General features: G+C 49.6%; 22 protein-coding genes. 13 read left to right on the top strand and 9 right to left on the bottom strand.

Annotated features, from left to right (window positions below; genetic code table 11):
- Nucleotides 1-9: 9 nt before the first annotated feature.
- The 5 genes from EML15_RS08805 to EML15_RS08785 all read right to left on the bottom strand — a co-directional run bounded on the left by EML15_RS08805 (nucleotide 10) and on the right by EML15_RS08785 (nucleotide 7,301).
- Nucleotides 10-1,599 carry an ABC transporter ATP-binding protein gene (locus tag EML15_RS08805; RefSeq protein WP_144275438.1) on the bottom strand — a complete coding sequence of 530 codons (1,590 nt, stop codon included), beginning with the start codon at nucleotides 1,597-1,599 and terminating at the stop codon, nucleotides 10-12.
- A gap of 141 nt (nucleotides 1,600-1,740) precedes the next feature.
- Complete coding sequence (locus tag EML15_RS08800; RefSeq protein WP_144275440.1) at nucleotides 1,741-3,426, bottom strand: ABC transporter family substrate-binding protein; 1,686 nt, start codon at nucleotides 3,424-3,426, stop codon at nucleotides 1,741-1,743.
- A gap of 54 nt (nucleotides 3,427-3,480) precedes the next feature.
- Nucleotides 3,481-5,421: an ABC transporter ATP-binding protein gene (locus EML15_RS08795; protein ID WP_210415268.1), complete on the bottom strand. Its 1,941-nt coding sequence runs from the start codon at nucleotides 5,419-5,421 to the stop codon at nucleotides 3,481-3,483.
- Nucleotides 5,422-5,432: 11 nt separating this feature from the next.
- Nucleotides 5,433-6,317, bottom strand: a complete 885-nt coding sequence (locus tag EML15_RS08790) for an ABC transporter permease (protein ID WP_144275444.1) — start codon at nucleotides 6,315-6,317, stop codon at nucleotides 5,433-5,435.
- Nucleotides 6,318-7,301, bottom strand: coding sequence for an ABC transporter permease (locus EML15_RS08785; RefSeq protein WP_144275446.1), 984 nt, complete (start codon nucleotides 7,299-7,301; stop codon nucleotides 6,318-6,320).
- 750 nt (nucleotides 7,302-8,051) lie between these two features.
- Here EML15_RS08785 and rpsJ point away from each other — a divergent pair.
- From rpsJ to EML15_RS08720, 13 genes are all read left to right on the top strand, one after another.
- Entirely contained in the window at nucleotides 8,052-8,357 is a 306-nt protein-coding gene (gene rpsJ / locus EML15_RS08780) for a 30S ribosomal protein S10 (protein ID WP_003848085.1), read from the top strand.
- A 31-nt stretch (nucleotides 8,358-8,388) separates the two neighbouring features.
- A complete protein-coding gene (gene rplC, locus EML15_RS08775) occupies nucleotides 8,389-9,045 on the top strand; it encodes a 50S ribosomal protein L3 (RefSeq protein ID WP_144275448.1) in 657 nt (218 codons plus the stop codon).
- Entirely contained in the window at nucleotides 9,042-9,692 is a 651-nt protein-coding gene (gene rplD / locus EML15_RS08770; protein WP_144275450.1) for a 50S ribosomal protein L4, read from the top strand. The genes rplC and rplD overlap by 4 nt, the downstream gene beginning before the upstream one ends.
- Nucleotides 9,692-9,997, top strand: coding sequence for a 50S ribosomal protein L23 (gene rplW, locus EML15_RS08765; RefSeq protein ID WP_144275453.1), 306 nt, complete (start codon nucleotides 9,692-9,694; stop codon nucleotides 9,995-9,997). Before rplD ends, rplW begins: the two co-directional genes overlap by 1 nt.
- A 24-nt stretch (nucleotides 9,998-10,021) precedes the next feature.
- Nucleotides 10,022-10,864 (top strand): 50S ribosomal protein L2, encoded by an 843-nt coding sequence (gene rplB / locus EML15_RS08760; protein WP_144275455.1) that lies wholly within the window; start codon nucleotides 10,022-10,024, stop codon nucleotides 10,862-10,864.
- A gap of 16 nt (nucleotides 10,865-10,880) precedes the next feature.
- The gene (gene rpsS / locus EML15_RS08755) at nucleotides 10,881-11,156 is read left to right on the top strand and encodes a 30S ribosomal protein S19 (RefSeq protein ID WP_144275457.1); all 276 of its coding nucleotides are present in this window, start codon (nucleotides 10,881-10,883) and stop codon (nucleotides 11,154-11,156) included.
- A gap of 3 nt (nucleotides 11,157-11,159) precedes the next feature.
- Nucleotides 11,160-11,525: a 50S ribosomal protein L22 gene (gene rplV / locus EML15_RS08750; protein WP_144275459.1), complete on the top strand. Its 366-nt coding sequence runs from the start codon at nucleotides 11,160-11,162 to the stop codon at nucleotides 11,523-11,525.
- Entirely contained in the window at nucleotides 11,525-12,265 is a 741-nt protein-coding gene (rpsC, locus tag EML15_RS08745; protein ID WP_144275461.1) for a 30S ribosomal protein S3, read from the top strand. Before rplV ends, rpsC begins: the two co-directional genes overlap by 1 nt.
- 3 nt (nucleotides 12,266-12,268) lie before the next feature.
- Entirely contained in the window at nucleotides 12,269-12,685 is a 417-nt protein-coding gene (rplP, locus tag EML15_RS08740) for a 50S ribosomal protein L16 (RefSeq protein WP_144275463.1), read from the top strand.
- Nucleotides 12,685-12,915, top strand: coding sequence for a 50S ribosomal protein L29 (rpmC, locus tag EML15_RS08735; protein WP_144275465.1), 231 nt, complete (start codon nucleotides 12,685-12,687; stop codon nucleotides 12,913-12,915). The genes rplP and rpmC overlap by 1 nt, the downstream gene beginning before the upstream one ends.
- 2 nt (nucleotides 12,916-12,917) lie before the next feature.
- Nucleotides 12,918-13,196 (top strand): 30S ribosomal protein S17, encoded by a 279-nt coding sequence (gene rpsQ / locus EML15_RS08730; protein WP_144275467.1) that lies wholly within the window; start codon nucleotides 12,918-12,920, stop codon nucleotides 13,194-13,196.
- A 136-nt stretch (nucleotides 13,197-13,332) separates the two neighbouring features.
- Nucleotides 13,333-14,718 (top strand): M20 family metallopeptidase, encoded by a 1,386-nt coding sequence (locus EML15_RS08725; protein ID WP_144275469.1) that lies wholly within the window; start codon nucleotides 13,333-13,335, stop codon nucleotides 14,716-14,718.
- A 53-nt stretch (nucleotides 14,719-14,771) separates the two neighbouring features.
- Nucleotides 14,772-16,427 carry an AbgT family transporter gene (locus EML15_RS08720; RefSeq protein WP_144275471.1) on the top strand — a complete coding sequence of 552 codons (1,656 nt, stop codon included), beginning with the start codon at nucleotides 14,772-14,774 and terminating at the stop codon, nucleotides 16,425-16,427.
- A 73-nt stretch (nucleotides 16,428-16,500) separates the two neighbouring features.
- On the opposite strand, the gene EML15_RS08715 is transcribed toward EML15_RS08720, so the two are convergent.
- The 4 genes from EML15_RS08715 to EML15_RS08700 all read right to left on the bottom strand — a co-directional run bounded on the left by EML15_RS08715 (nucleotide 16,501) and on the right by EML15_RS08700 (nucleotide 20,692).
- Nucleotides 16,501-16,698, bottom strand: coding sequence for a YbdD/YjiX family protein (locus EML15_RS08715; protein WP_144275473.1), 198 nt, complete (start codon nucleotides 16,696-16,698; stop codon nucleotides 16,501-16,503).
- Nucleotides 16,699-16,701: 3 nt separating this feature from the next.
- Nucleotides 16,702-18,936 carry a carbon starvation CstA family protein gene (locus tag EML15_RS08710; RefSeq protein WP_144275475.1) on the bottom strand — a complete coding sequence of 745 codons (2,235 nt, stop codon included), beginning with the start codon at nucleotides 18,934-18,936 and terminating at the stop codon, nucleotides 16,702-16,704.
- Between the two features lie 190 nt (nucleotides 18,937-19,126).
- Nucleotides 19,127-19,396: a DUF3073 domain-containing protein gene (locus tag EML15_RS08705; RefSeq protein WP_144275477.1), complete on the bottom strand. Its 270-nt coding sequence runs from the start codon at nucleotides 19,394-19,396 to the stop codon at nucleotides 19,127-19,129.
- 192 nt (nucleotides 19,397-19,588) lie between these two features.
- Nucleotides 19,589-20,692, bottom strand: a complete 1,104-nt coding sequence (locus EML15_RS08700) for a folate-binding protein (RefSeq protein WP_255456010.1) — start codon at nucleotides 20,690-20,692, stop codon at nucleotides 19,589-19,591.
- Between the last annotated feature and the right edge of the window lie 32 nt (nucleotides 20,693-20,724).

Below are 20,724 nucleotides of genomic sequence, written 5' to 3'. Positions count from 1 at the left end.
CAGAAATTGTTAATCTTGGGCAGACAGGCGCACTACTTTATCGTCTGCGCGTATCGGTGCGGAGCTGTCGTGTGTCGCAATAATAACAGTGTTTTCGTACGCTTTTTCTTCGATAAAATCCCATGCCAAGGCGCGTGCGGTGGCATCCAGACCACTTGTTGGCTCATCAAGAACAATAAGAGTTCCTGGTGCGTCGCTCAATGCCCGAGCAATGGCGATGCGTTGGCGTTCTCCACCGGATACTCCACCTTCTTCACCAGCGACGTCACGCCCATGCGCGGAACCATCCAGAGCAAACATCTCCAAGCCAAGGCGAGAAAGCGCGGAACTTGCAGTTTCTACGGGTATCTCTCGACCAAAAATAACATTATCCATTGCGGTTGCGTTGAGTAACCCTGGTGTTTGCTGTGCATAACCACGCTTGACGACGTCAGTCTGAGGCTGTGAAGTGTTAAGCCCGAGAAGTCCCTCAAGAACAGTGGTTTTCCCGGTGCCACTGGCACCTAGTACCCAAATTGGTCTGCCTGAGTGTTGTGCCTGCTCAGATGTAAGAAGTTGTGCGAGTTCGTGAATGTGCTTTTGCCAAGGTGCTTGCGAGGATTCTTCGTTAGGAAGATCTGTATCTGAACGTGTGGGGTTGATTTTTGCTCTGGACTCTTTCTCATGGGTAATGGCAACCGCAAGGGAGGAGAACCCAAAGCCTACGGTTTGGAGTGGGGAAATGGCTGCAATGGCGATACCGACAGTGGACACAATAGTGCCGATTGCGGTAGCAGGGTCAGAATGGGTGCGGAAACTAATTGTGAATATGAGTGCACAAATGGTCAGTGCCAAAATAGAATTTTGTGCAACATATAATTTTCTGGTGGCTGCGTAAGCATTTTTGCCAGCATTTTCCACTGGAATGCGATCTTCCCGATAACGCGTTGCCAGAAAATGAGGGACAGAAAAGACCATAGCCTCTTTCCATAAGGAAAGAGAGTTTCCCAATACCCCAAAACTACGCATATTCTGCTGGAACATCTCTGTTTGTGCCGCCTGATGTTGACCAATGAGACTGCGAGTTATGAAGCCATAGAGCACAATAGCTGCAAGGAGGATCAGTCCCTCAACCCAAGTGCTTGCATAGATGACTGTACCGATACCAGCGGTAAGAGAAATAAAAGCAGGTAGTAGTGATAGATAAAGCCCGCTTAATGTGTCTCGATATGCCCCTGCCTCGGTGTCGATAGCAAAGGAAACTTCTGTATTGTCAATGCGATGGCGCATCTGCGCATCTGCTGTAATGCTATCCGACAAGGAACGAGCCATAACATCGGATTGCAGTTTCTGCTCGATAAGCCCATAAATTGGATAAGCCATATAGCGCAAAGTGGAGCCAATAAACCACAATAGCGAGTATGCGATAGCCATAATGCTGGCTGATCGGAGAAATTCGCCCCTATCGGAGATTAAAACTATCGACGCAACTCCTTGACCTAAAACATATGGTGCTATTACTGAGCATAGTGCCGATAGGATAATCATGAGTACCATGACCGCATTACGCCACGGTGATAACCTCCATGCTTGTGTTATGACGCGAACAAGAAAATTCATGATACCTCCTGCATGGTAGAGGTTTGTAACGGCAGGTAATCAGTATGTTAGATAACTGTCGATTGATAGTAAAGGGGTGGGGGTAACAAAAATGCCTAGGCTATTGCAGCCTAGGCACCTTAAAAGAAACCTTATGAACTATTAGCTCTCTTTGAGATATCCAATATCTTCTTTAGGTACTGTTGCGAAAGTAAGTGGACCGAAGTTCACTAAACCTTTCTTCATTGCTGAGATACTTACGCCAGTGAGAACTGGGATTAAGCCATATTCTGCAAGAGCTTCTTTCTCTAGTTCATTGCCGCGTTTGTATTGTTCTTCTATTGTAGGAAGTTTTTGTAATTCACGGATTTTTTCATCAAACTCTGCAGAACCAAGACCTGATTTATTGAGTTCAGAATCAGAGAGATATTGCTGACCGAAATTCTGTACGGCATTAGCTGAACCACCACCAACACCAGAGAGGAGCATATCAAAGTCTCGATTAGCCATAGTGTTGGAAAATTCGGATCCAGGGCGTTGGTCTATTTGTAGATCAACGCCAATATCCTTGAGCATTTTTTGGATAGCAGAGTCCATTGCTTTGCCATTCGCATCATCCGAGAAAGATACAAAGTGTATAGTCAGCTTCTGGCCATCTTTTTCGCGGATACCATCGGAGCCTTCGACCCAACCGACCTCATCCAGGATTTTTTTTGCTTCCTCTTGATTGTATTCTGCTACTTCACCGAAATTATCTTCATAGTATTCCTGGAATGGCTTAGCAATAAAGGAACCTGGCAAATCCTCAGTGTAATCCAAACCGTTATAGCGGATGGTAGCAATTTGCTTGCGGTCGACAGCTTTAACTATTGCTTCGCGAACTTTAATATCTCCAAGTAAAGGTGATTTGGAGTTGAGTGTATAGTAGAACACAGAGTTACGGCTTGCTGCCCGGATATCTACACTATCTCCCATATCCTTAGCGACTTTAAGACGATCTTTGGTGGAAACACCGGTAGCATCAATTTCTCCAGCCTGGAAAGCATTAATAGAGGCATCAGAACTCATGTACTTGTAGGTGATTTTTTCCAGTTTTGCTGGATCTCCCCACCATTTTTCATTACGCACAAATGTAGCAATGCCAGCCTGGCGATCGATTTTTTCTACCTTGAATGGTCCTGCACCTAGTTCAGACGCCGTAGCATCGAGATAAAGCGTATTAAATTGTTCTGCTGTGGTGATACTTGGATGCAAAATTGAAGTGAACATATCTTCCCAGAAAGGGAACTCATGAGTATAAGTAACAACAGCTTGTTTGTCATTCTCTCCTGGTGTCACTGACTCAATATCAATATATCCATCTGTACTACTAGGTACTGCACCTTCTACGGAACCGCTCATGAACTTGCGTGTAGTCTCAAAGCTGCGCCAGTCAATAGGAGTTCCATCATTGAATGTTGCTTTTTCATTGAATGTGTAGGTGACTTTTGTTTTCCCATCCACTACTTCTTGTTTCATGTCGGTAATGTAGTCTTCATTTGGATAGGCTTTACCTGCGCCATCTGACAAAATAAGGACAGGGTTATATGTCTGCCACAGTGTGCGACCATCTAACACGCTATCTGCTTGTAAGTCATTGAGCTGAGCTGGAATCTCATCAATCGCAAGCGTGAGCGTGCCGCCGTCTTTGATCTTATCGCGCTCAGTAGGAGCATAGTTTCCTGCTTGCTCAACGCTAATGCTAGCGCCACCAGCGGCAGAATCAGAACCATTGCTACTACATGCAGTCAGTGTAATGGATAGGGTTGCTGCCATAGCGATGGCAGTGGAACGAAGAAGTGACTTCATCAATCTCATCTCCTTTTTTCGTAGTGAGGGGTATCGTCGTGAAGCAAAAATCTTTTAAGGAACTCTCGACGAATAGTCTTGTTTTTCCCGCTGAATTGTGGGATCGGGGATGGGGATAGCCGCTAGTAATTTTTGGGTGTATTCATGCTGTGGATTATCAAAAATTTCGTCGACGCTGCCTTCTTCAACGAACTCCCCTTGATACATCACAGCAACTCGGTCGGAAAGGTGCCGAACTACAGAGAGATCATGGGAGACAAAAAGATAAGACAATCCAAGTTTGCGTTTTAGCTCATCGAGAAGATTGATAACGCCTGCCTGGATAGACACATCCAGTGCGGACACTGGTTCGTCGAGGGCGATAATTGATGGATTGGTGGCCAGGGCACGTGCTAGGCCGATGCGTTGGCGTTGACCACCAGAGAAATGGCCAGGGAATCGGTCTATCTGGGAGGCGTCTAGCCCAACAAGACCCATCAACTCGGATACACGCTCGTCGATATTGCCCTGGTAGCCGAGGGAATGAAGCGGTTCGGCTAGAACTTCTTTAATAGTCATGCGTGGGTTGAGGGAGCTCATGGGATCCTGGAACACCATTTGGATGTGGGATCGTGCCTTGCGCCGTTGGCTGCGAGACATTGCGTGAGCGTCCTGTCCATTGAGGATCACGGTGCCGTCGCTGGGATTCAGGTCCATAATTTCGCGCAGAGTGGTTGTTTTACCGCAGCCGGATTCCCCCACGATAGACATACATTCACCAGCGCGAATATCAAAGGTTAGACCATTAACCGCCTTTTTAACACCCACTTTGCGCTTTAAGAAAGCACCTTTAAGAATGGGGAATTCTTTTTTTAATTCCGTTACTGAAAGCACGCTATCGCGCTGTTGCCTTGGTATATCCGCGTACATATCGTCGGGAAGCTCCGGCAGTGGAAAGAGGCGCTGACCATTGATTTTCTGGTCGTGAATATCGGCACTGCGCACACACGCAGCATGGTGCGCAGGCTGTGTGGTGATTGTTTCTAGCGTCGGTTCGGCATGAGTACATTCATCAATCGCGATGGGGCAACGGTTAGCGAATTGGCATCGCTGCTCAAGGTTCACCAGGATCGGCGGAGAACCCTCAATGGGGGTTAGCGGTTGGTGTGTTTTCTGATCCACCCGTGGAGTGGAACCCAAAAGGCCAATGGTATAAGGCATTTTTGGTTGCTTGAAGATGGTGTACACGTCCGCTTTTTCTACCGGGCGCCCGGCATACATCACCATGACATCATCAGCGATACCCGCAACCACACCCATATCGTGTGTAATCATAATGGTCGCCGCGCCTGTTTCTTTCTGAGCCAGCTTGATCACATCAAGAATCTGCGCCTGGATTGTGACATCCAAAGCAGTAGTTGGCTCATCGGCAATGAGCACCCGAGGATTATTCGCGATTGCCATAGCAATCACCACGCGCTGGCGCATACCACCAGAAAATTGGTGTGGGAAAGAATGAACCTGCACATCAGGATTGGGGATACCCACAAGATCTAAAAGCTCAATGGCTTGTTTCAAGGCTTGTTTTTTGGAGATATGCTGGTGTGCCTGAATTGCCTCGATGAGTTGCGCGCCCACGGTGAGTACCGGGGTGAGCGCGGACAGTGGATCCTGGAAAATCATACCGACGCCATTGCCCCGGATTTTAGACATTTGTTTGTCGTTGAGATCTAGGAGCTCGGTGCCGTCGAATGAGATGGAACCCGTGACCTTTGCATACTGCGGCAGTAGTCCCATGACTGCCAATGAGGTGACAGATTTACCGGAGCCGGATTCTCCCACAATACCGAGGGTGCGCCCTGGGTAGAGGTCAAAATCTACTCCGCGTACTGCGGAGACTGTTCCTGCTTCTGAGGGGAAGGATACGGTGAGGTCACGCACGGACAGGACGGGTTGCTGGGCGGTCGCCTGTTGCGGTGTAGCTGCTTGTGGACTGCCGGTGTGTGGCGTGTTCATCTTGTTCTCGCTCATGCTCGGCCTCCAGATTTGGAATTAGGATCAAGTGCGTCACGAAGCCCATCGGAAATAAAAGCCATGGACACTGTGAGGAGGGTCAACACCGCAGCAGGGAAATAGAACTGCCACGGTGCGGTGTTGAGCGTGCCAGTGCCACCGGAGAGCAGCGTACCGAGTGAAACATCAGGGATTTTAATACCCAAACCAAGGAAAGATAATGCGGTTTCGGACATCACAGTGGAGACAATTCCCAATGTGAACTGGATAATTAGCAAGGAACCGATATTGGGAATGATATGCCGAGCGATAATCCGCAGACGGGACACACCCATATAATCCGCGGCGCGAACATAATCATTTTCACGAATAGACAATGCCAACGTCCAGATAACTCGGGACTGATACATCCAACCGAACAGGATCAGCACCACAATGAGCAATTTCCAATCTCCACCTGAACCGGAAACCAACAAAGCAATGAATAAGAAAGAGGGAATGGCTAAGAGGAAGTGAATAATCGCCAAAACTACTTTTTCTACCCGCCCGCCATACAGCGCAGCACCGGCACCGATAAACGAAGAAATGATTGTGGTGCTCAGCGATACTGACACTGCAATAATGAGCGAACGCCTCAGTCCATGCATGGTCTGAGCAAAGAGGTCATTGCCTGAGTCTGTAGTACCAAACCAGTGCTCATTAGAAGGGGGAGTGGCTAAGTTAAGGAAGTCCGGGTCGTCGAAAGCCCACGAAGTGAGTTTCTCGCCAATGAGCGCAGCCACTGCCAATAGAACGAAAATAATAAGCCCGACGACGGCAATCCTATTGCGTAAAAAGCGCTTGGTGTATAGCTTGAGCTTGGAAGTTCCTCGGGTCACTTGTGTTTTAGTCTCAGACATTTAGCTCACCCTCACTCGTGGGTCGAGGATCACAACAACAATATCTGCCAAAATTGCCGATACAGCAGTGGTGGCAGCACCAAAAGCAGCCACGGCAACCATAGCATGCACATCATTTTTGGCCAGTGCATCGGTGAAATACACACCCATGCCGTTCCACGCGAAAATGCGTTCTGTCATCACTGCACCAGTGAAGATACCCGGTAATGAAAATGCCACAGAGGTAGCGACTGGAATGATAGAGGTGCGTAGGGCGTGACGTCGAACAGCCTGAGCGCGAGTTAAACCTTTGGCGCGGGCTGTACGGACATAATCAGCGTTGAGATTATCGAGCAAAAGCGAACGCTGCGTGAGGTGGTAGCCCGCATAAGAAATAATAAGCAGGGAAATTGTGGGCAATGCTAAGTGTTGCGCCAAATCCACGAGGTGGGGGAAGAAACCGGAAACATCAGGATTAGTGCTACCGGTCACGTAGAAAACGCGGTGCCCGCTCCACTCATTGATTTTCAGTGCTGCCCATACTACCAGCAAAGAAGCCACCACAATGTGGATATTCATGGTGATAATAGATGCACCCTGCCAAAAGCGATCCGCTATTTTATATTGGCGCGAGGCGGTATAAACGCCCAACGCAACACCGATAATCACAGAAAGAATCGTGGCGAGCAAGAGAAGTTCTGCTGATACCCAAATGCGGTGTGCAATCTGACTGTTCACGGACTCACCCACAGGAGATTTGCCCCAATCCCAGTGCAAAATTACTCCTTTGAGCCATGTCCACCAGCGTTGGATAAGTGGAGTTTCTGGGTTGAGGTTGAGTGGGGTAAGGATTGTTTCGATTTGTTCTGAGGAAAGTGGCGGACGACGCCCACGATAATTTGACCGTGGGTCAAGAAAGAGCGACGCCAAGAAATAGGCGATATTGGTTGCTAGGAAAATAATAAGCAACCAGCTCGCCACTTTCTTCACGATGTACTTAATCATCTCTGAAATCCTTAAGTTGGGAGTCAGTTTAAGGAATACCTGTAATTTAATCTATATTGCTATCAAAAAGGTATTCAGTGGGTATGTGTTTTGGGTGATTTTTCTGGTGAACTGTGGCTAAAAATACATCTCATAGGTTATTTATTGTGTAAAAAATGCATTTTCTTATTTACCCCCAAACGGTTGGGTATTCCCCCTATCGGAATGTGCTGATGGTGCGATATGGATGGGCGTCGAAAAGCGTTATTGCCCTGAGTATTTCTGCCTGAAAATTACGGCTTGCGTTCCTGTGTTATTTATGTTTTACTATTCAGGTTGCTTTGACATATAAACACTCCATGCTCATGCGAGTTCATGTGATGTTTACGTGGCTTAGTGACCATGACACCTTTCATGGTGGCAAGCGTAAAAGCTGGCCACAGAGGATCCTTAAGGGGTATGCACAGGGCAATCGCCTGTTCTACCTTGAGGGTCGGAGTGAAGGGAGTATGGCAAATAAACAGCGGCAGTATTACCTCAAGGGTTCGCGTCATGCGAATATCCCTTCTGGCTTGTTTTCATGGGGTAGCTCATGGAAGATGTGTGGCGTGTGTTTGTGCCTTACGCCCCATCTCCACCAAGCAAAGTAAAGAACTGGCGTTGCGCCCATACTCCTTAAGGTATCGGACAACGTTATAGAGTAAAGAATGAGCGATTCTCACCAAGCCTTCATTTATGAAGGAAGTGAGACAAGCGAGGAAGAGGATAAGCGTGGCGGGACAAAAGATCCGCATTCGGCTCAAGGCTTATGACCACGAGGCTATCGACGCTTCTGCAAAGAAGATCGTTGAGACAGTCACCCGTACTGGTGCTCGTGTAGTTGGACCTGTGCCATTGCCTACCGAAAAGAACGTATATGCCGTTATTCGTTCTCCACATAAGTACAAGGATTCTCGCGAGCACTTCGAGATGCGCACGCACAAGCGCCTCATCGACATTCTCGACCCGACGCCTAAGACGGTTGATGCACTTATGCGCATCGATCTTCCAGCTAGCGTCGATGTGAATATCCAGTGATCGACGAAAATTTGGCAGCGGAGAATAAATAATGAGTGAAACTGAGATCAAGGGCATTCTGGGTACTAAGCTCGGCATGACTCAGATCTTCGACGAGGAGAACCGCGTTATCCCGGTTACTGTCGTTGAAGCTGGTCCATGTGTCGTTACCCAGATTCGCACTGTAGAAACCGATGGCTACAACGCTATCCAAATCGCATATGGCGAGATCGACCCACGCAAGGTAAATAAGCCTGCAGCTGGTCACTTCAAGAAAGCTGGTGTTACCCCACGCCGCCACCTCACCGAAATTCGTCTCGACGATGTTTCAGGCTACGAGGTTGGTCAAGAAGTTACCGCGTCCATCTTCGAGGGAATTACCTACGTTGATGTAACCGGTATCACCAAAGGTAAGGGCTTCGCCGGTGGTATGAAGCGTCACGGCTTTGCCGGACAAGGTGCATCTCACGGTAACCAAGCAGCTCACCGCCGTGTTGGTGGTATTGGTGCTTGTGCTACCCCAGGTCGCATCTTCAAGGGTAAGCGCATGGCTGGTCGCATGGGTCAAGATCGCGTTACAACCCAGAACCTTAAGGTTCAGAAAATCGACGCCGATGCTAACCTCATTTTGATCAAGGGAGCTATCCCTGGCAACCGTGGTGGCATTGTTACCGTTAAGACCGCAGTGAAGGGCGGTGCACACGCATGACCAATCTAAAATTGGACGTTCACACCGCTGAAGGCAAGACTGATGGTGTAGTGGAACTACCTGCAGACATCTTCGATCGCGAAGCATCTGTTGCTCTTATGCACCAGGTTGTTACTGCACAGCTTGCTGCAAAGCGTCAAGGAACCCATTCAACAAAAACTCGTGGTGAAGTTCGCGGTGGTGGCCGTAAGCCATTCCGTCAGAAAGGTACCGGTCGTGCTCGTCAGGGTTCGATTCGTGCCCCTCACTTTACCGGTGGTGGTATTTCACATGGCCCTAAGCCACGTGACTACTCCCAGCGTACTCCGAAGAAAATGATCAAGGCTGCTCTTTATGGCGCATTGAGCGATCGTGCACGTCACGAGCGCATTCATGTGGTATCTGAGCTTGTTCCTGGTCAGACCCCTTCAACCAAGTCCGCACGTGCGTTCATTGAGCGTTTGACTGACCGCAAGAATGTATTGTTCGTTGTTGGTCGTGAAGATGTAACCTCACAGAAGAGTGCTCGCAACTTGCCAGGTGTGCACATTTTGCACGATGACCAGTTGAATACTTACGACGTACTCAAGTCTGATGACGTTATCTTCTCTCTCGAAGCTCTTAACGCTTTCATCGACCGTACTGCGGCGAAAGAGGAGGAGAAGTAATGGCTAAAATTACAGATCCACGAGACATCATTCTCGCCCCTGTTGTATCTGAAAAGTCTTATGGACTCATGGAAGAAAACACCTACGTTTTCTTCGTAGCTCCAACTGCAAATAAGACTGAAATCAAGATTGCTGTTGAGCAAATCTTCGGCGTGAAAGTTGCTTCCGTTAATACTCTTAACCGTGCAGGTAAGCGTAAGCGTTCCCGCACTGGTTTCGGTACTCGTAAAGCAACAAAGCGCGCTTATGTGACACTTCGTGAGGGCAGCGACGCAATCGACATCTTCGGCGGATCAGCCGCTTAAGAAAGGTCGAGGTAAGGACAAACTATGGCTATTCGTAAATACAAGCCGACAACTCCAGGTCGTCGCCAGAGTTCTGTTTCCACTTTCGACGAAATCACTCGCTCGAAGCCGGAAAAATCTTTGGTGCGCCCACTTCCAAAGAAAGGTGGCCGTAACGTACACGGTCACATCACCGTTCGCCACAAGGGTGGTGGACACAAGCGCCAGTACCGTCTCATCGACTTCCGTCGTAACGACAAAGACGGTATCCCAGCAAAGGTTGCGCATATTGAGTACGATCCAAACCGTACTGCAAATATCGCATTGCTTCACTACATCGATGGTGAAAAGCGCTACATCGTAGCACCAAAGGGTCTTACCCAAGGACAAATGGTTGAGGCTGGCCCAAATGCAGATATCAAAGTTGGAAACAACTTGCCATTGCGCAATATCCCAGCTGGTACTGTTATCCACAACGTAGAACTCAAGCCAGGCGCTGGTGCAAAACTAGCTCGTTCTGCTGGTTCTTCTATCCAGTTGCTGGGTAAAGCAGGTAAATACGCTATCTTGCGTATGCCTTCTTCAGAAATCCGCCGTGTTGACATCCGTTGCCGCGCAACCGTTGGTGAAGTCGGAAACGCCGATCAGATCAACATCCGCTGGGGTAAAGCTGGACGTATGCGCTGGAAGGGCGTACGCCCAACCGTTCGTGGTGTCGTCATGAACCCTGTGGATCACCCACATGGTGGTGGTGAGGGTAAGACCTCCGGTGGACGTCACCCAGTATCCCCTTGGGGTAAGAAAGAGGGTCGCACTCGCAACCCTAACCGTTATAGCAACAACATGATTGTTTCTCGTCGTAAGACGAAGAGCAGCAAGAAGCGCTAAGAGGAGGTAACGAAAGATGCCACGCAGCCTTAAGAAAGGTCCATTCGTCGATGAGCACCTCCTCGCAAAAGTTGATGCTCAAAACGAAAAGGGAACCAAGCAGGTTATCAAGACCTGGTCTCGCCGTTCTACCATTCTTCCAGACTTCATTGGTCACACCTTTGCTGTCCACGATGGACGCAAGCACGTACCAGTGTTCGTGGATGATTCAATGGTCGGACACAAGTTGGGCGAGTTTGCACCAACCAAGACCTTTAAGGGTCACATCCAGGACAAGAAGGGACGTCGATAAGCGATGAGTGAAGTAGATATCACTTCAGCACGCGCAACCGCTCGTTTCGTCCGTGTCTCTCCGATGAAAGCTCGTCGCGTGATTGATCTAGTACGCGGCAAGTCCGTCGAAGAAGCATTGGCTATCTTGAAGTATGCGCCACAAGCTGCTTCAGAGCCGGTTGCTAAAGTTGTTGCATCTGCTGCAGCAAATGCAGAAAACAACTTCGGCTTGGATCGCCGTTCACTGGTTGTTTCTGAAGCATTTGCTGATGAAGGACCAACAATGAAGCGTTTCCGTCCACGCGCACAGGGTCGTGCATTCCAGATCCGTAAGCGCACCAGCCACATCACTGTGGTTGTCGAGAGCCAGAAGGAAGGGGCCAAGTAGTGGGCCAGAAAATCCACCCGCACGGCCTCCGGTTGGGCATTACTTCCGACTGGAAGTCCCACTGGTACGCCGACAAAAACTATGCTGAGTACCTCGCAGAGGACATCAAAATCCGCGAGTTCCTCACCAACACTCTAGATCGCGCTGGTCTTGCTGACATCGTCATCGAGCGCACCCGTGATCGAGTTCGCGTTGATATTCACACCGCACGCCCAGGTATTGTTATTGGTCGTCGTGGATCTGAGGCAGATCGTTTGCGTCGTGAGCTCGAAAAGCTCACCGGTAAGCAAGTTGCCCTCAACATCCTCGAGGTAAAGAATGTTGATGCTAACGCTCAGCTCGTAGCGCAGTCTATTGCTGAGCAGCTGACCAACCGTGTGGCATTCCGTCGCGCGATGCGTAAAGCAATCCAAGGTGCAATGCGCCAACCTCACGTAAAGGGTATTAAAGTTGTATGCTCTGGTCGTCTTGGCGGTGCTGAAATGGCACGTACCGAGCGTTACCACGAGGGTCGCGTTCCATTGCACACTCTCCGTGCAGAAATCGACTACGGTATCTACGAGGCTCACACCACTTTCGGACGCATTGGCGTTAAGGTGTGGATCTACAAGGGTGACGTTGTCGGTGGTCGTCGTGAGAGCGAAATCAACGCATCTGAACAACGCCGCAACCGCGGTGGCAACGGGCGTCCTCGTAGTCGCCAACGTCGCAACCGTGCTGAACAGAAGCAGGAGGGCTAAGAAATGCTTATCCCTAAGCGCGTAAAGTACCGCCGCCAGCACCGTCCAACTCGTTCTGGTGTATCCAAAGGCGGTAACCGCATCAATTTCGGTGATTACGGTATCCAGGCACTAGAGCCTGCTTACATCACCAACCGCCAGATCGAATCTGCGCGTATTGCTATCAACCGTCACGTTAAACGTGGTGGTAAAGTGTGGATCAACATCTTCCCAGACCGTCCTTTGACCCAAAAACCACTTGGTGTTCGTATGGGTTCAGGTAAAGGTCCAGTGGAGAAGTGGATCGCCAACGTTAAGCCAGGTCGCATTCTCTTCGAGATGAGCTACCCTAACGAGGAAATTGCACTAGAAGCTCTACGCCGCGCAGGTCAGAAACTACCTTGCAAGGTTCGCATTGTTAAGAAGGAGGACCAGTTCTAATGGCTACCGGTACCCCTGCACATGAGCTTCGCGAGCTAAACACCGAGGAGCTAAAGACCAGGCTGGCTGAGGCTAAAGAAGAGCTATTCAACTTGCGCTTCCAAGCCGCAACAGGTCAATTAACCAATAACCGTCGCCTACGCACGGTCAAGCGCGACATCGCCCGCATCTTCACCGTTATCCGCGAGCGTGAACTGGGCTTGTCTGTGGTTCCGGGAGCTGAGGCTTAATCATGAGTGAGGCAAACGTGAACAAGAAAGAAAAGGGTGCTCGTAAAGTTCGCACCGGCTACGTTGTTTCTGACAAAATGCAGAAAACCATCGTAGTTGAGCTCGAAAACCGTAAGCAGCACTCTCTATACGGTAAGACGATTCGTACCAACTCCAAAGTGAAAGCTCACGATGAGGAAGAAATCGCTGGTGTAGGCGATCACGTACGTATCGAGGAAACTCGTCCACTATCCAAGGACAAGCACTTCCGTTTGGTAGAGATTATCGAAAAAGCTCGCTAAGAGTTTTTCCGCAATCACTATTTGCAAAAACCGCCCCGCAGAGGGCGGTTTTTGCTATTCCACCACAAAAGCCCCATGAACACTACAGCCTTGGCTCACCAGAGAATTAGCACCCCAGCTGTGCTAACTTTGGAGCATGACCAGTGAGCAAAGTAAAAAATTACCGGACAAACCTCAAACCCCCTCAACTGCCTACCTCGACTACCTCTCAGAGAAGATCGCCACCGACGCTCGACGCAGCGTCGAAAGCACTGAAAAAGGGAAAGAGAATACTGCCACGGTTTTCCACGGCGCACCCTCGCAATGGCATGAGCGTGTTGTCGCAGTAGTAGAGCAGCTCGAAGAGGATCTAGCGCAGATTGTCCGTGAGCTTCATGCTCACCCTGAGGAAGGTTTTGCGGAGTACCAATCCTCGGCACTATTAGTGCGTATTCTAGAAAAGCATGGCTGCCAGGTAGATCATGGTTGCTATGGATTGGACACAGCGTTTCGCAGCGAGTGGGCAAGCCAGGATTTTGAGGAAAACACTCACCCCACCATTGCTATTTGTGCAGAGTATGATGCCCTTCCGGGCATCGGTCACGCCTGTGGGCACAATATCATTGCGGCCAGTGGCATAGGCGCATATTTAGCAGCCCGGCAGGTGCTTGCAGAAAATAACGCAGCCGCCCGAGTAGTTCTTTACGGCACGCCTGCTGAAGAAGGCGGTTCAGGTAAGCAGCTTATGATTGAGCAGGGCGCATTCCGTGAATGTGATGCCGCAGTGATGGTGCACCCATTCAATATGGATGTGGCAGAGCACGCTTGGGTAGGGCGCAGATTTCTCAAGGCCACGTTCAGTGGAATTGCTGCCCATGCCAGTGCTCAGCCTTTTATGGGTAGAAATGCTCTCGACGCCGCCTCTTTGGCTTATCAGGGCATTGGGTTATTGCGTCAGCAAATGCCGCCCTCAGACCGAGTGCATGCCATTATTGCCGATGGCGGCAAACGCCCATCGATTATCGTCGATAGTGCAATTATGGAACTCAATGTGCGTTCGACGATGATTCCCACGCTCGTAGATTTATCTGAGCGCATTGAAGATATTATGCACGGTGCTGCCTTGATGACAGGCTGTGCAGTGCGCATTGAATGGGATGATAATCCCGCTACTTTGCCAGTGCGTAATAATCATGTTTTGGCGCAAAGCTGGACTCGTGCTCAACAGGGTTGTCAGCGCAATCCAGTGCCTGCGGGGGTAGTGCCAGATACGGTTGCTGCTTCGACAGATTTTGGTAATGTGAGCCAGATTATTCCTGGTATTCACCCCATGATTGCTGTTTCTGATTCTGGTGTGGCTTTGCATACCACAGACTTTGCTCAAGCTGCGATTTCTCCAGCAGCCTATCGTGCAATGCGTGATGGCAGCATTGGTCTTGCTGCGGTGGTGCTTGATGGTGTTTATGACGCACAGTTATTGCAGGCAGCTCGGGTGGAGTTTGAGCAATCGGGTGGGCAAGTTTTCGCAACTGAGCTGTTTTAGTTTATGGTTAAGGGCAATACAAAACCTGTTGAACAATAGGGGAGGCTGTCTCGATGTCCGAGTCCGACCACAACACACATAACGCTACTGCAGTTGCTCAAGGGGATAATCACCCCCCAAAACAAAGTGCTTGGGCACGGCTGGGGGATAAAACACTCAACGGCATTGAACGCGTAGGTAATAAATTACCTGAGCCGTTTACGCTCTTTTTGATTCTATTCTTCCTCACCGCCATTGCCTCGACGATCATGGCATGGACACATCAAAGCGTCACCGTGCCTGGGGATCAACCTCAAGAAGTAGCCGTGAAAGGCTTTTTCACCAAAGAGGGTCTTGCCTGGATCAGTACCACAATCGGAGCGAACTATGTGGGATTCCCACCGCTTCTTACAGTGTTGCCCATTTTGTTGGCAGTAGGCATTGCCGAGCGTTCTGGTATGCTCTCTGCTTTGGTGCGCAAAATCTTCGGTTCCTCGCCTAAGTGGGTGTTGCCTTATGCAGTGGGTATCGTTGGTGTGACCGGTTCTATCATGGCTGACTCTGCTTTTGTGGTTATTCCGCCTCTTGCTGCGATGGTGTTCAAGGCGAGTGGTCGTCACCCTGTTGCGGGTTTGCTTGGTGCCTTTGCCGCGGTAGGAGCTGGTTATTCTACAGCATTGGTGCCTACCTCTCTGGACGCATTATTTGCCGGTATTACGACCTCGGTGATGGAGAACCTGCCTGATTCTGCAGCTAGCCCAGTTAATGCGCTCTCGAATTACTACTTCAACATTGCGTCTTCGGTGGTGCTTGGTCTTGCTGCTGGTTTCATCATTGATAGGGTCTTGGAGCCGCGTATGTGGCGCCAAAGCGTGCCTGCGGAAGAAACTTTCGACGAAACCGAAGACCTTTCCGCTCGTGGCGACCGCGACGCCGAGGGCAATGAATTATCTGCTACGTTGACAAAGACCGAGTCAAAAGGTTTGCTCTGGTCCTTGCTTGCTGCCGTATTAGTGACTATCGCTATCGTCGGAGTGTGCTTTATGCCTGGTTCGCCGTGGCGTAATGAACAAGGGCAGTTCTTACCGAAATCGCCTTTGCTTGATTCCATTGTGTTTATCGTGGTGCTGTATTTTGCTGTGCTCGGTTTGGTTTATGGTGTGGTTGTTGGCTCCATTAAACGCATGGAAGACGTAGTGAAGATGATGTCTGATTCCATGAAAGATATGCTCAGCTTCTTAGTATTGGCCTTTATCCTGGGGCAATTCGTTGCGCTATTTTCTTGGACTGGTATTGGCACCTGGACGGCAGTCAAAGGCGCTGCCTTACTTGAAACCATTGGTTTGACTGGGTTTACTGCTATTTTTGCGTTCATTCTATTGGCAGCAGTATTGAACTTGCTGATTATTTCCGGTTCTGCCATGTGGACGCTCATGGCGGCGGTCTTTGTGCCAATGTTTGCTCTGCTTGGCTATGAGCCGGCGTTCATTCAGGCGGCATTCCGTGTGGGTGACTCTGCAACGCAGATTATTACGCCATTGAATCCTTATATGATTGTGATTTTGGGACTATTGCGTCGTTATGAACCTAAGGCGGGTATTGGTACGTTGATGAGCCGCCTGCTACCGTTTACCCCGGTGTATTTCCTCCTCTGGGCTGCGCTCTTGGCATTGTGGTTCTATGCAGATTTGCCGCTGGGTCCGGCCAATGGCATTTTCCTTGGTCAATAAGGTCTGATAAAGCGCCTGCTGTTGCAGCAGGCGCTTTATTTATGTGGTTATGCTTTTCGACGCTTACCCAAACCTAGCAGCATCTACTTCCTGGATTGCGCTGTTGTTCTTGCCATCTGTGCTGCCAATACTGCTTTTCGCTAGGAATAGGCTGCTCTGGGTGGTGCGCGCGCATATGGGCAACATATTTGTGATAATCATGTTCGCCCATCATCTCGCCAAGACCATGCCAGGTGCGACGGATTAGCCCAGTAATGTGTGTGAATTTCATGTGTTATGTGTGGGATAGCGTCGTATAGTTGCGGCTGAGTTGGTATTGCGAGTGGAGCGGTTCAATGCGTGAGGCAATGAATGCGGATTCGCTTTCAGTACACACTTCACCGTGACTTTCTGCTTCGAGTGGCTTGCGTGCCACCTGCATGATTTTCACCAATGCAGCAAGCACTACGACGATAACACTGAGTGCAAAGATGATTGACAAGGATGTTTGTAGGGCAGTATTCCTTACCACTGCTTGCATTGCTTCGACACCAACTGTTGTGCCAAGCTCAGTTTTTCCTGCAGCAAGAGCTTCTTGGTAGCGATTGTGCTGTGCCCAGTAGCCAATTTTCGGGTCGGAGGAGAAAATCTTTTGCCAAGAGGCCGTTAACGTGATGAGCAAATCCCACGCCAGTGGCAGTGCGGGTATCCATATCCACCGCCATAGTGCTTTCTTGGCAAAAACCACGATGCACAGAGTCAATGCTACTGCGGCAAGGAGCTGGTTGGCGATGCCAAAGAGTGGGAATAGGGCGTTAATACCACCGAGTGGATCGGTGACACCAATCACCAAAATGCTGCCCCAACCTGCACAAACCAATAAGGTAGCAATCCAGCCACCCAGTGACCAACTTTGATCCTTGAACTTGCCCAGCCCCGGCACATTACCCATGACTTCGCTCATCATAAAGCGGGCGACACGAGTGCCAGCGTCGACGGTGGTCAGGATGAATAGTGCCTCAAACATGATGGCAAAGTGATACCAAAAAGCCTGGAGTGCGGAGCTGCCAAAGACGCTACTCAAAATAGCAGACATACCAAATGCAAAGGTGGGGGCGCCACCTGTGCGTGAGATGATAGAATGCTCGCCCACGGCGTCGGCATGGGCAGCAAGAGTTTCAGCACTGATATTGCCGGCACCCAACCCGAGAGAATTAACATAGGCAGCGGCACTTTCTGGGGTGCCACCAGTGAGGGTTGCTGGTGCATTCATGGCGAAGTAGAGGTGTTGGTCAAGGATAACTGCCGTGATCATTGCCATGATGGCTACGAAAGATTCAACAAGCATGGCGCCATAACCGATGGTACGCATATGTGATTCTTTTTCAATGAGTTTTGGCGTGGTGCCCGATGCGATAAGCGCATGGAATCCTGAAAGAGCACCGCAGGCAATGGTGATGAAGAGGAAGGGGAAAAGGTCGCCAGCAAAAACTGGTCCCGTGCCGTCGGTAGCAAATTGGGTTAGTGCTGGCATGGTGATGTTGGGGCGTGCAAGGATAATGCCCACGGCAAGTAGGCCGATAACTCCGATTTTCATGAATGTTGATAAATAATCGCGTGGTGCCAGCAAAAGCCATACCGGCAATACAGCTGCCACAAAACCATAACCAATCAAGGCAAGCGATAAGGTGAGCTTAGACCAGGTAAAATACTCCACACCCCAGTCAGTGTTTGCGATCTGTCCGCCACCAATAATGGCAAGCAGCAATAACGCCACCCCAATGAGGGAGACTTCCCGAATTTTTCCAGGGCGCAGATAACGCAAGTAAACACCCATAAACAGTGCGATGGGGATAGTCATGGAGATAGAGAACACACCCCACGGTGATTCAGCAAGAGCATTGACGACGACCAACCCAAGAACCGCAATGAGAATGATCATGATGCTCAAAATGGCAAGCATTCCGGCGATGCCACCCACTCTGCCGACCTCGTCGCGCAGCATTTGTCCGAGGGTGCGGCCACCGCGTCTCGTGGAGATCCATAGTACGAGATAATCTTGAACAGCACCGGCAAAGATTACGCCGAGAATGATCCAGAGAGTGCCTGGTAAGTAGCCCATTTGAGCTGCCATGATGGGGCCGACCAACGGTCCTGCTCCTGCGATGGCGGCAAAGTGATGTCCAAAGAGTACGCTCTTATTGGTAGGCATATAGTTTTTGCCGTCTGACATATATTCGGCAGGGGTGGCTCGGTCATTGCGAGGGCGCACAACCTTATATTCAATCAGGCGTGCGTAGAGGGTAAATCCAATGATGTAAGAGCCGATTGCGGCTAGGACAATCCACAGGGTGTTGATACTTTCGCCGCGCCCGAGGGCGATAGCGCCCCAGCCTAATGCTGCCAGTATTGCCGCGCCAAGGATGACAAGGCGTGTTGTGGTGTTGGCAGTTTGATGTGTAGAACCGCGCACAGGTTTATGTGTGTTGCTGCGCGGGTGTTCGGATTTATGAAGAACATCGCTTTCCATGTGATGAGACTACCATCTCATATAGTAAGAAACGAAAATGCTTTTGGAGGGAATCTGTGAATAGCCTAGGAAAGTACCCAAAGTTAGGGGTAAGAGTGAGAGGTAAGGAAAGCGGGAAGGCTGTTCCATGTCGTTTCCTAACCATAGAAAAAGAGCGAAAGCGATGCTTTCGCTCTTTTAGGCAAGAGGTTTAGTTCTTGGAATAAGGATCTGCAGAATCATCCTCAGAGTCTTCTTCAATCCAATCTGCATACTTTGCATATTGGTCTTCGTAATCAGAGTAATCATCTGAATAATCCCCGTAACCATCGTAGTCCTTGTCATTGGTACGGTCAGAGGAGTTACGATGGGATTGCTCTGCGAGCTCTCGTTGCAACGAGTCCAAGTCCATACTTGGTGTGTTGTATTTGAGTTGGCGTGCGACTTTGGTCTGTTTAGCCTTCGCGCGACCACGTCCCATGGCATGACCCCCTTGGAGTTGCTCGGGTGTTCCTGGGAATTTGGACACCCCATAATTTATCTAGTTAATCTTTTCCTGTTACATAGGATAGCGTGAGTACAACAATTTTGCTGAATCTTAACGCCCAATCCACATATTTTCTTGTAAAAACTCAAAAATATCAGCAAAAGCGTTTGGTGGAAAGTGCTATACTCAGTTTCCTTTTAATTTGTTAATCGCAGCACGACCCGGTTTGATACTTTCCTCATGTGGCAGGCTATCCGGATCAATAACAACACCTGCCTCGGCAACACTCAACTCACTACTTGCCAAAGCACTGCGTTTAATCAAAGCAAGCGCAATGGGGCCATAGTCATGGTCATGCACAACTGAGCCAACTCTGCCCACGCTACGATTTCTCACCATTACTGGTTCACCAGTACGCGGCAGACGCGGAGCAGAGCCGTCGAGCTGCAATAACACCAATGCTCGGGGTGATTGCCCTAAGTTTGCCACCCGTGCCACAGTTTCTTGCCCACGGTAACATCCCTTATTCAGACATACTGCCTGCTCAACTAATAACGCAGATTCATGCGGAATGGACTTATCATCCAGGTCGATGCCAGCCATTGGTGCTAATGCCTTGACTCGCTCGGCAGTATAAGCCATAAAACCAACCGGCATATATTCCAAGGAAATGAGCGTATGTGCTACGTCGAGCAGCTCAGAACGCTCCACAATGACGTCGTAAGTGGGTACACCCCAGTGTGAATACCGGCTCGCCACAAGTAAGTGGGCAGTATTGAGCTTGTCGACGATGTCCTGGTGCTGCGTAACCTCACCTCCGACCAAGCTCAAAAACCCAAGATCAGGGGTGCTGATACTTACCTGGGACCAAAACACCATTCTGGTGAGGTACGTGACCAGACTTTCCCATTGTGGGGCACTGACATCGAGATAAAAATCCTCCCCAATCCTACTGACAGTAATCTGGTGCAGAATACGCCCTTGAGCATCTAAATCAAGTGCCTGGGTGGTGGTACCAGGGGCAAGGTCGTCAAGTTTCTGGGAAAAGAGTGTGTGGAGATAAGTAGCAGCGTCTGTGCCGCTAACTTTAATAAACCGCCTATGAGATTGATCAACAAAACCCCTGTTAGCTTTGCTAAAAGCGCGTTGCTCGCGCAGTGGATCGCCATAATGCCATGCCACTGCCCGGTATTCTGGCAGGTCATCGTCTCCCTGGGGTAAACTTGCATGAGGTAAGTGAAGCAAGGGCGACTGATAGCTTTGATGAGAATCACGTAGTTCCTGGGTCACAATTACTTATGATAGCGCTAGCTGAAAGGGCA

It is taken from the genome of Corynebacterium sp. sy017 (assembly GCF_017918135.1).
Lineage (GTDB): Bacteria > Actinomycetota > Actinomycetes > Mycobacteriales > Mycobacteriaceae > Corynebacterium.
This window is presented reverse-complemented; position numbering and strand designations above follow the sequence as displayed.

What these genes read in the sequence shown, in the direction of transcription:
- EML15_RS08800 (WP_144275440.1), bottom strand. Translation starts at nt 3,426, where the DNA reads ATGAAGTCACTTCTTCGTTCCACTGCCATCGCTATGGCAGCAACCCTA.
- rplB (WP_144275455.1), top strand. Translation starts at nt 10,022, where the DNA reads ATGGCTATTCGTAAATACAAGCCGACAACTCCAGGTCGTCGCCAGAGT.
- EML15_RS08785 (WP_144275446.1), bottom strand. Translation starts at nt 7,301, where the DNA reads ATGATTAAGTACATCGTGAAGAAAGTGGCGAGCTGGTTGCTTATTATT.
- rplW (WP_144275453.1), top strand. Translation starts at nt 9,692, where the DNA reads ATGGCTAAAATTACAGATCCACGAGACATCATTCTCGCCCCTGTTGTA.
- EML15_RS08705 (WP_144275477.1), bottom strand. Translation starts at nt 19,396, where the DNA reads ATGGGACGTGGTCGCGCGAAGGCTAAACAGACCAAAGTCGCACGCCAA.
- EML15_RS08790 (WP_144275444.1), bottom strand. Translation starts at nt 6,317, where the DNA reads ATGTCTGAGACTAAAACACAAGTGACCCGAGGAACTTCCAAGCTCAAG.
- EML15_RS08795 (WP_210415268.1), bottom strand. Translation starts at nt 5,421, where the DNA reads ATGAACACGCCACACACCGGCAGTCCACAAGCAGCTACACCGCAACAG.
- rplC (WP_144275448.1), top strand. Translation starts at nt 8,389, where the DNA reads ATGAGTGAAACTGAGATCAAGGGCATTCTGGGTACTAAGCTCGGCATG.
- EML15_RS08715 (WP_144275473.1), bottom strand. Translation starts at nt 16,698, where the DNA reads ATGAAATTCACACACATTACTGGGCTAATCCGTCGCACCTGGCATGGT.
- rplP (WP_144275463.1), top strand. Translation starts at nt 12,269, where the DNA reads ATGCTTATCCCTAAGCGCGTAAAGTACCGCCGCCAGCACCGTCCAACT.
- rpsS (WP_144275457.1), top strand. Translation starts at nt 10,881, where the DNA reads ATGCCACGCAGCCTTAAGAAAGGTCCATTCGTCGATGAGCACCTCCTC.
- rplD (WP_144275450.1), top strand. Translation starts at nt 9,042, where the DNA reads ATGACCAATCTAAAATTGGACGTTCACACCGCTGAAGGCAAGACTGAT.
- EML15_RS08710 (WP_144275475.1), bottom strand. Translation starts at nt 18,936, where the DNA reads ATGGAAAGCGATGTTCTTCATAAATCCGAACACCCGCGCAGCAACACA.
- EML15_RS08725 (WP_144275469.1), top strand. Translation starts at nt 13,333, where the DNA reads ATGACCAGTGAGCAAAGTAAAAAATTACCGGACAAACCTCAAACCCCC.
- rpmC (WP_144275465.1), top strand. Translation starts at nt 12,685, where the DNA reads ATGGCTACCGGTACCCCTGCACATGAGCTTCGCGAGCTAAACACCGAG.
- rplV (WP_144275459.1), top strand. Translation starts at nt 11,160, where the DNA reads ATGAGTGAAGTAGATATCACTTCAGCACGCGCAACCGCTCGTTTCGTC.
- rpsQ (WP_144275467.1), top strand. Translation starts at nt 12,918, where the DNA reads ATGAGTGAGGCAAACGTGAACAAGAAAGAAAAGGGTGCTCGTAAAGTT.
- EML15_RS08805 (WP_144275438.1), bottom strand. Translation starts at nt 1,599, where the DNA reads ATGAATTTTCTTGTTCGCGTCATAACACAAGCATGGAGGTTATCACCG.
- EML15_RS08720 (WP_144275471.1), top strand. Translation starts at nt 14,772, where the DNA reads ATGTCCGAGTCCGACCACAACACACATAACGCTACTGCAGTTGCTCAA.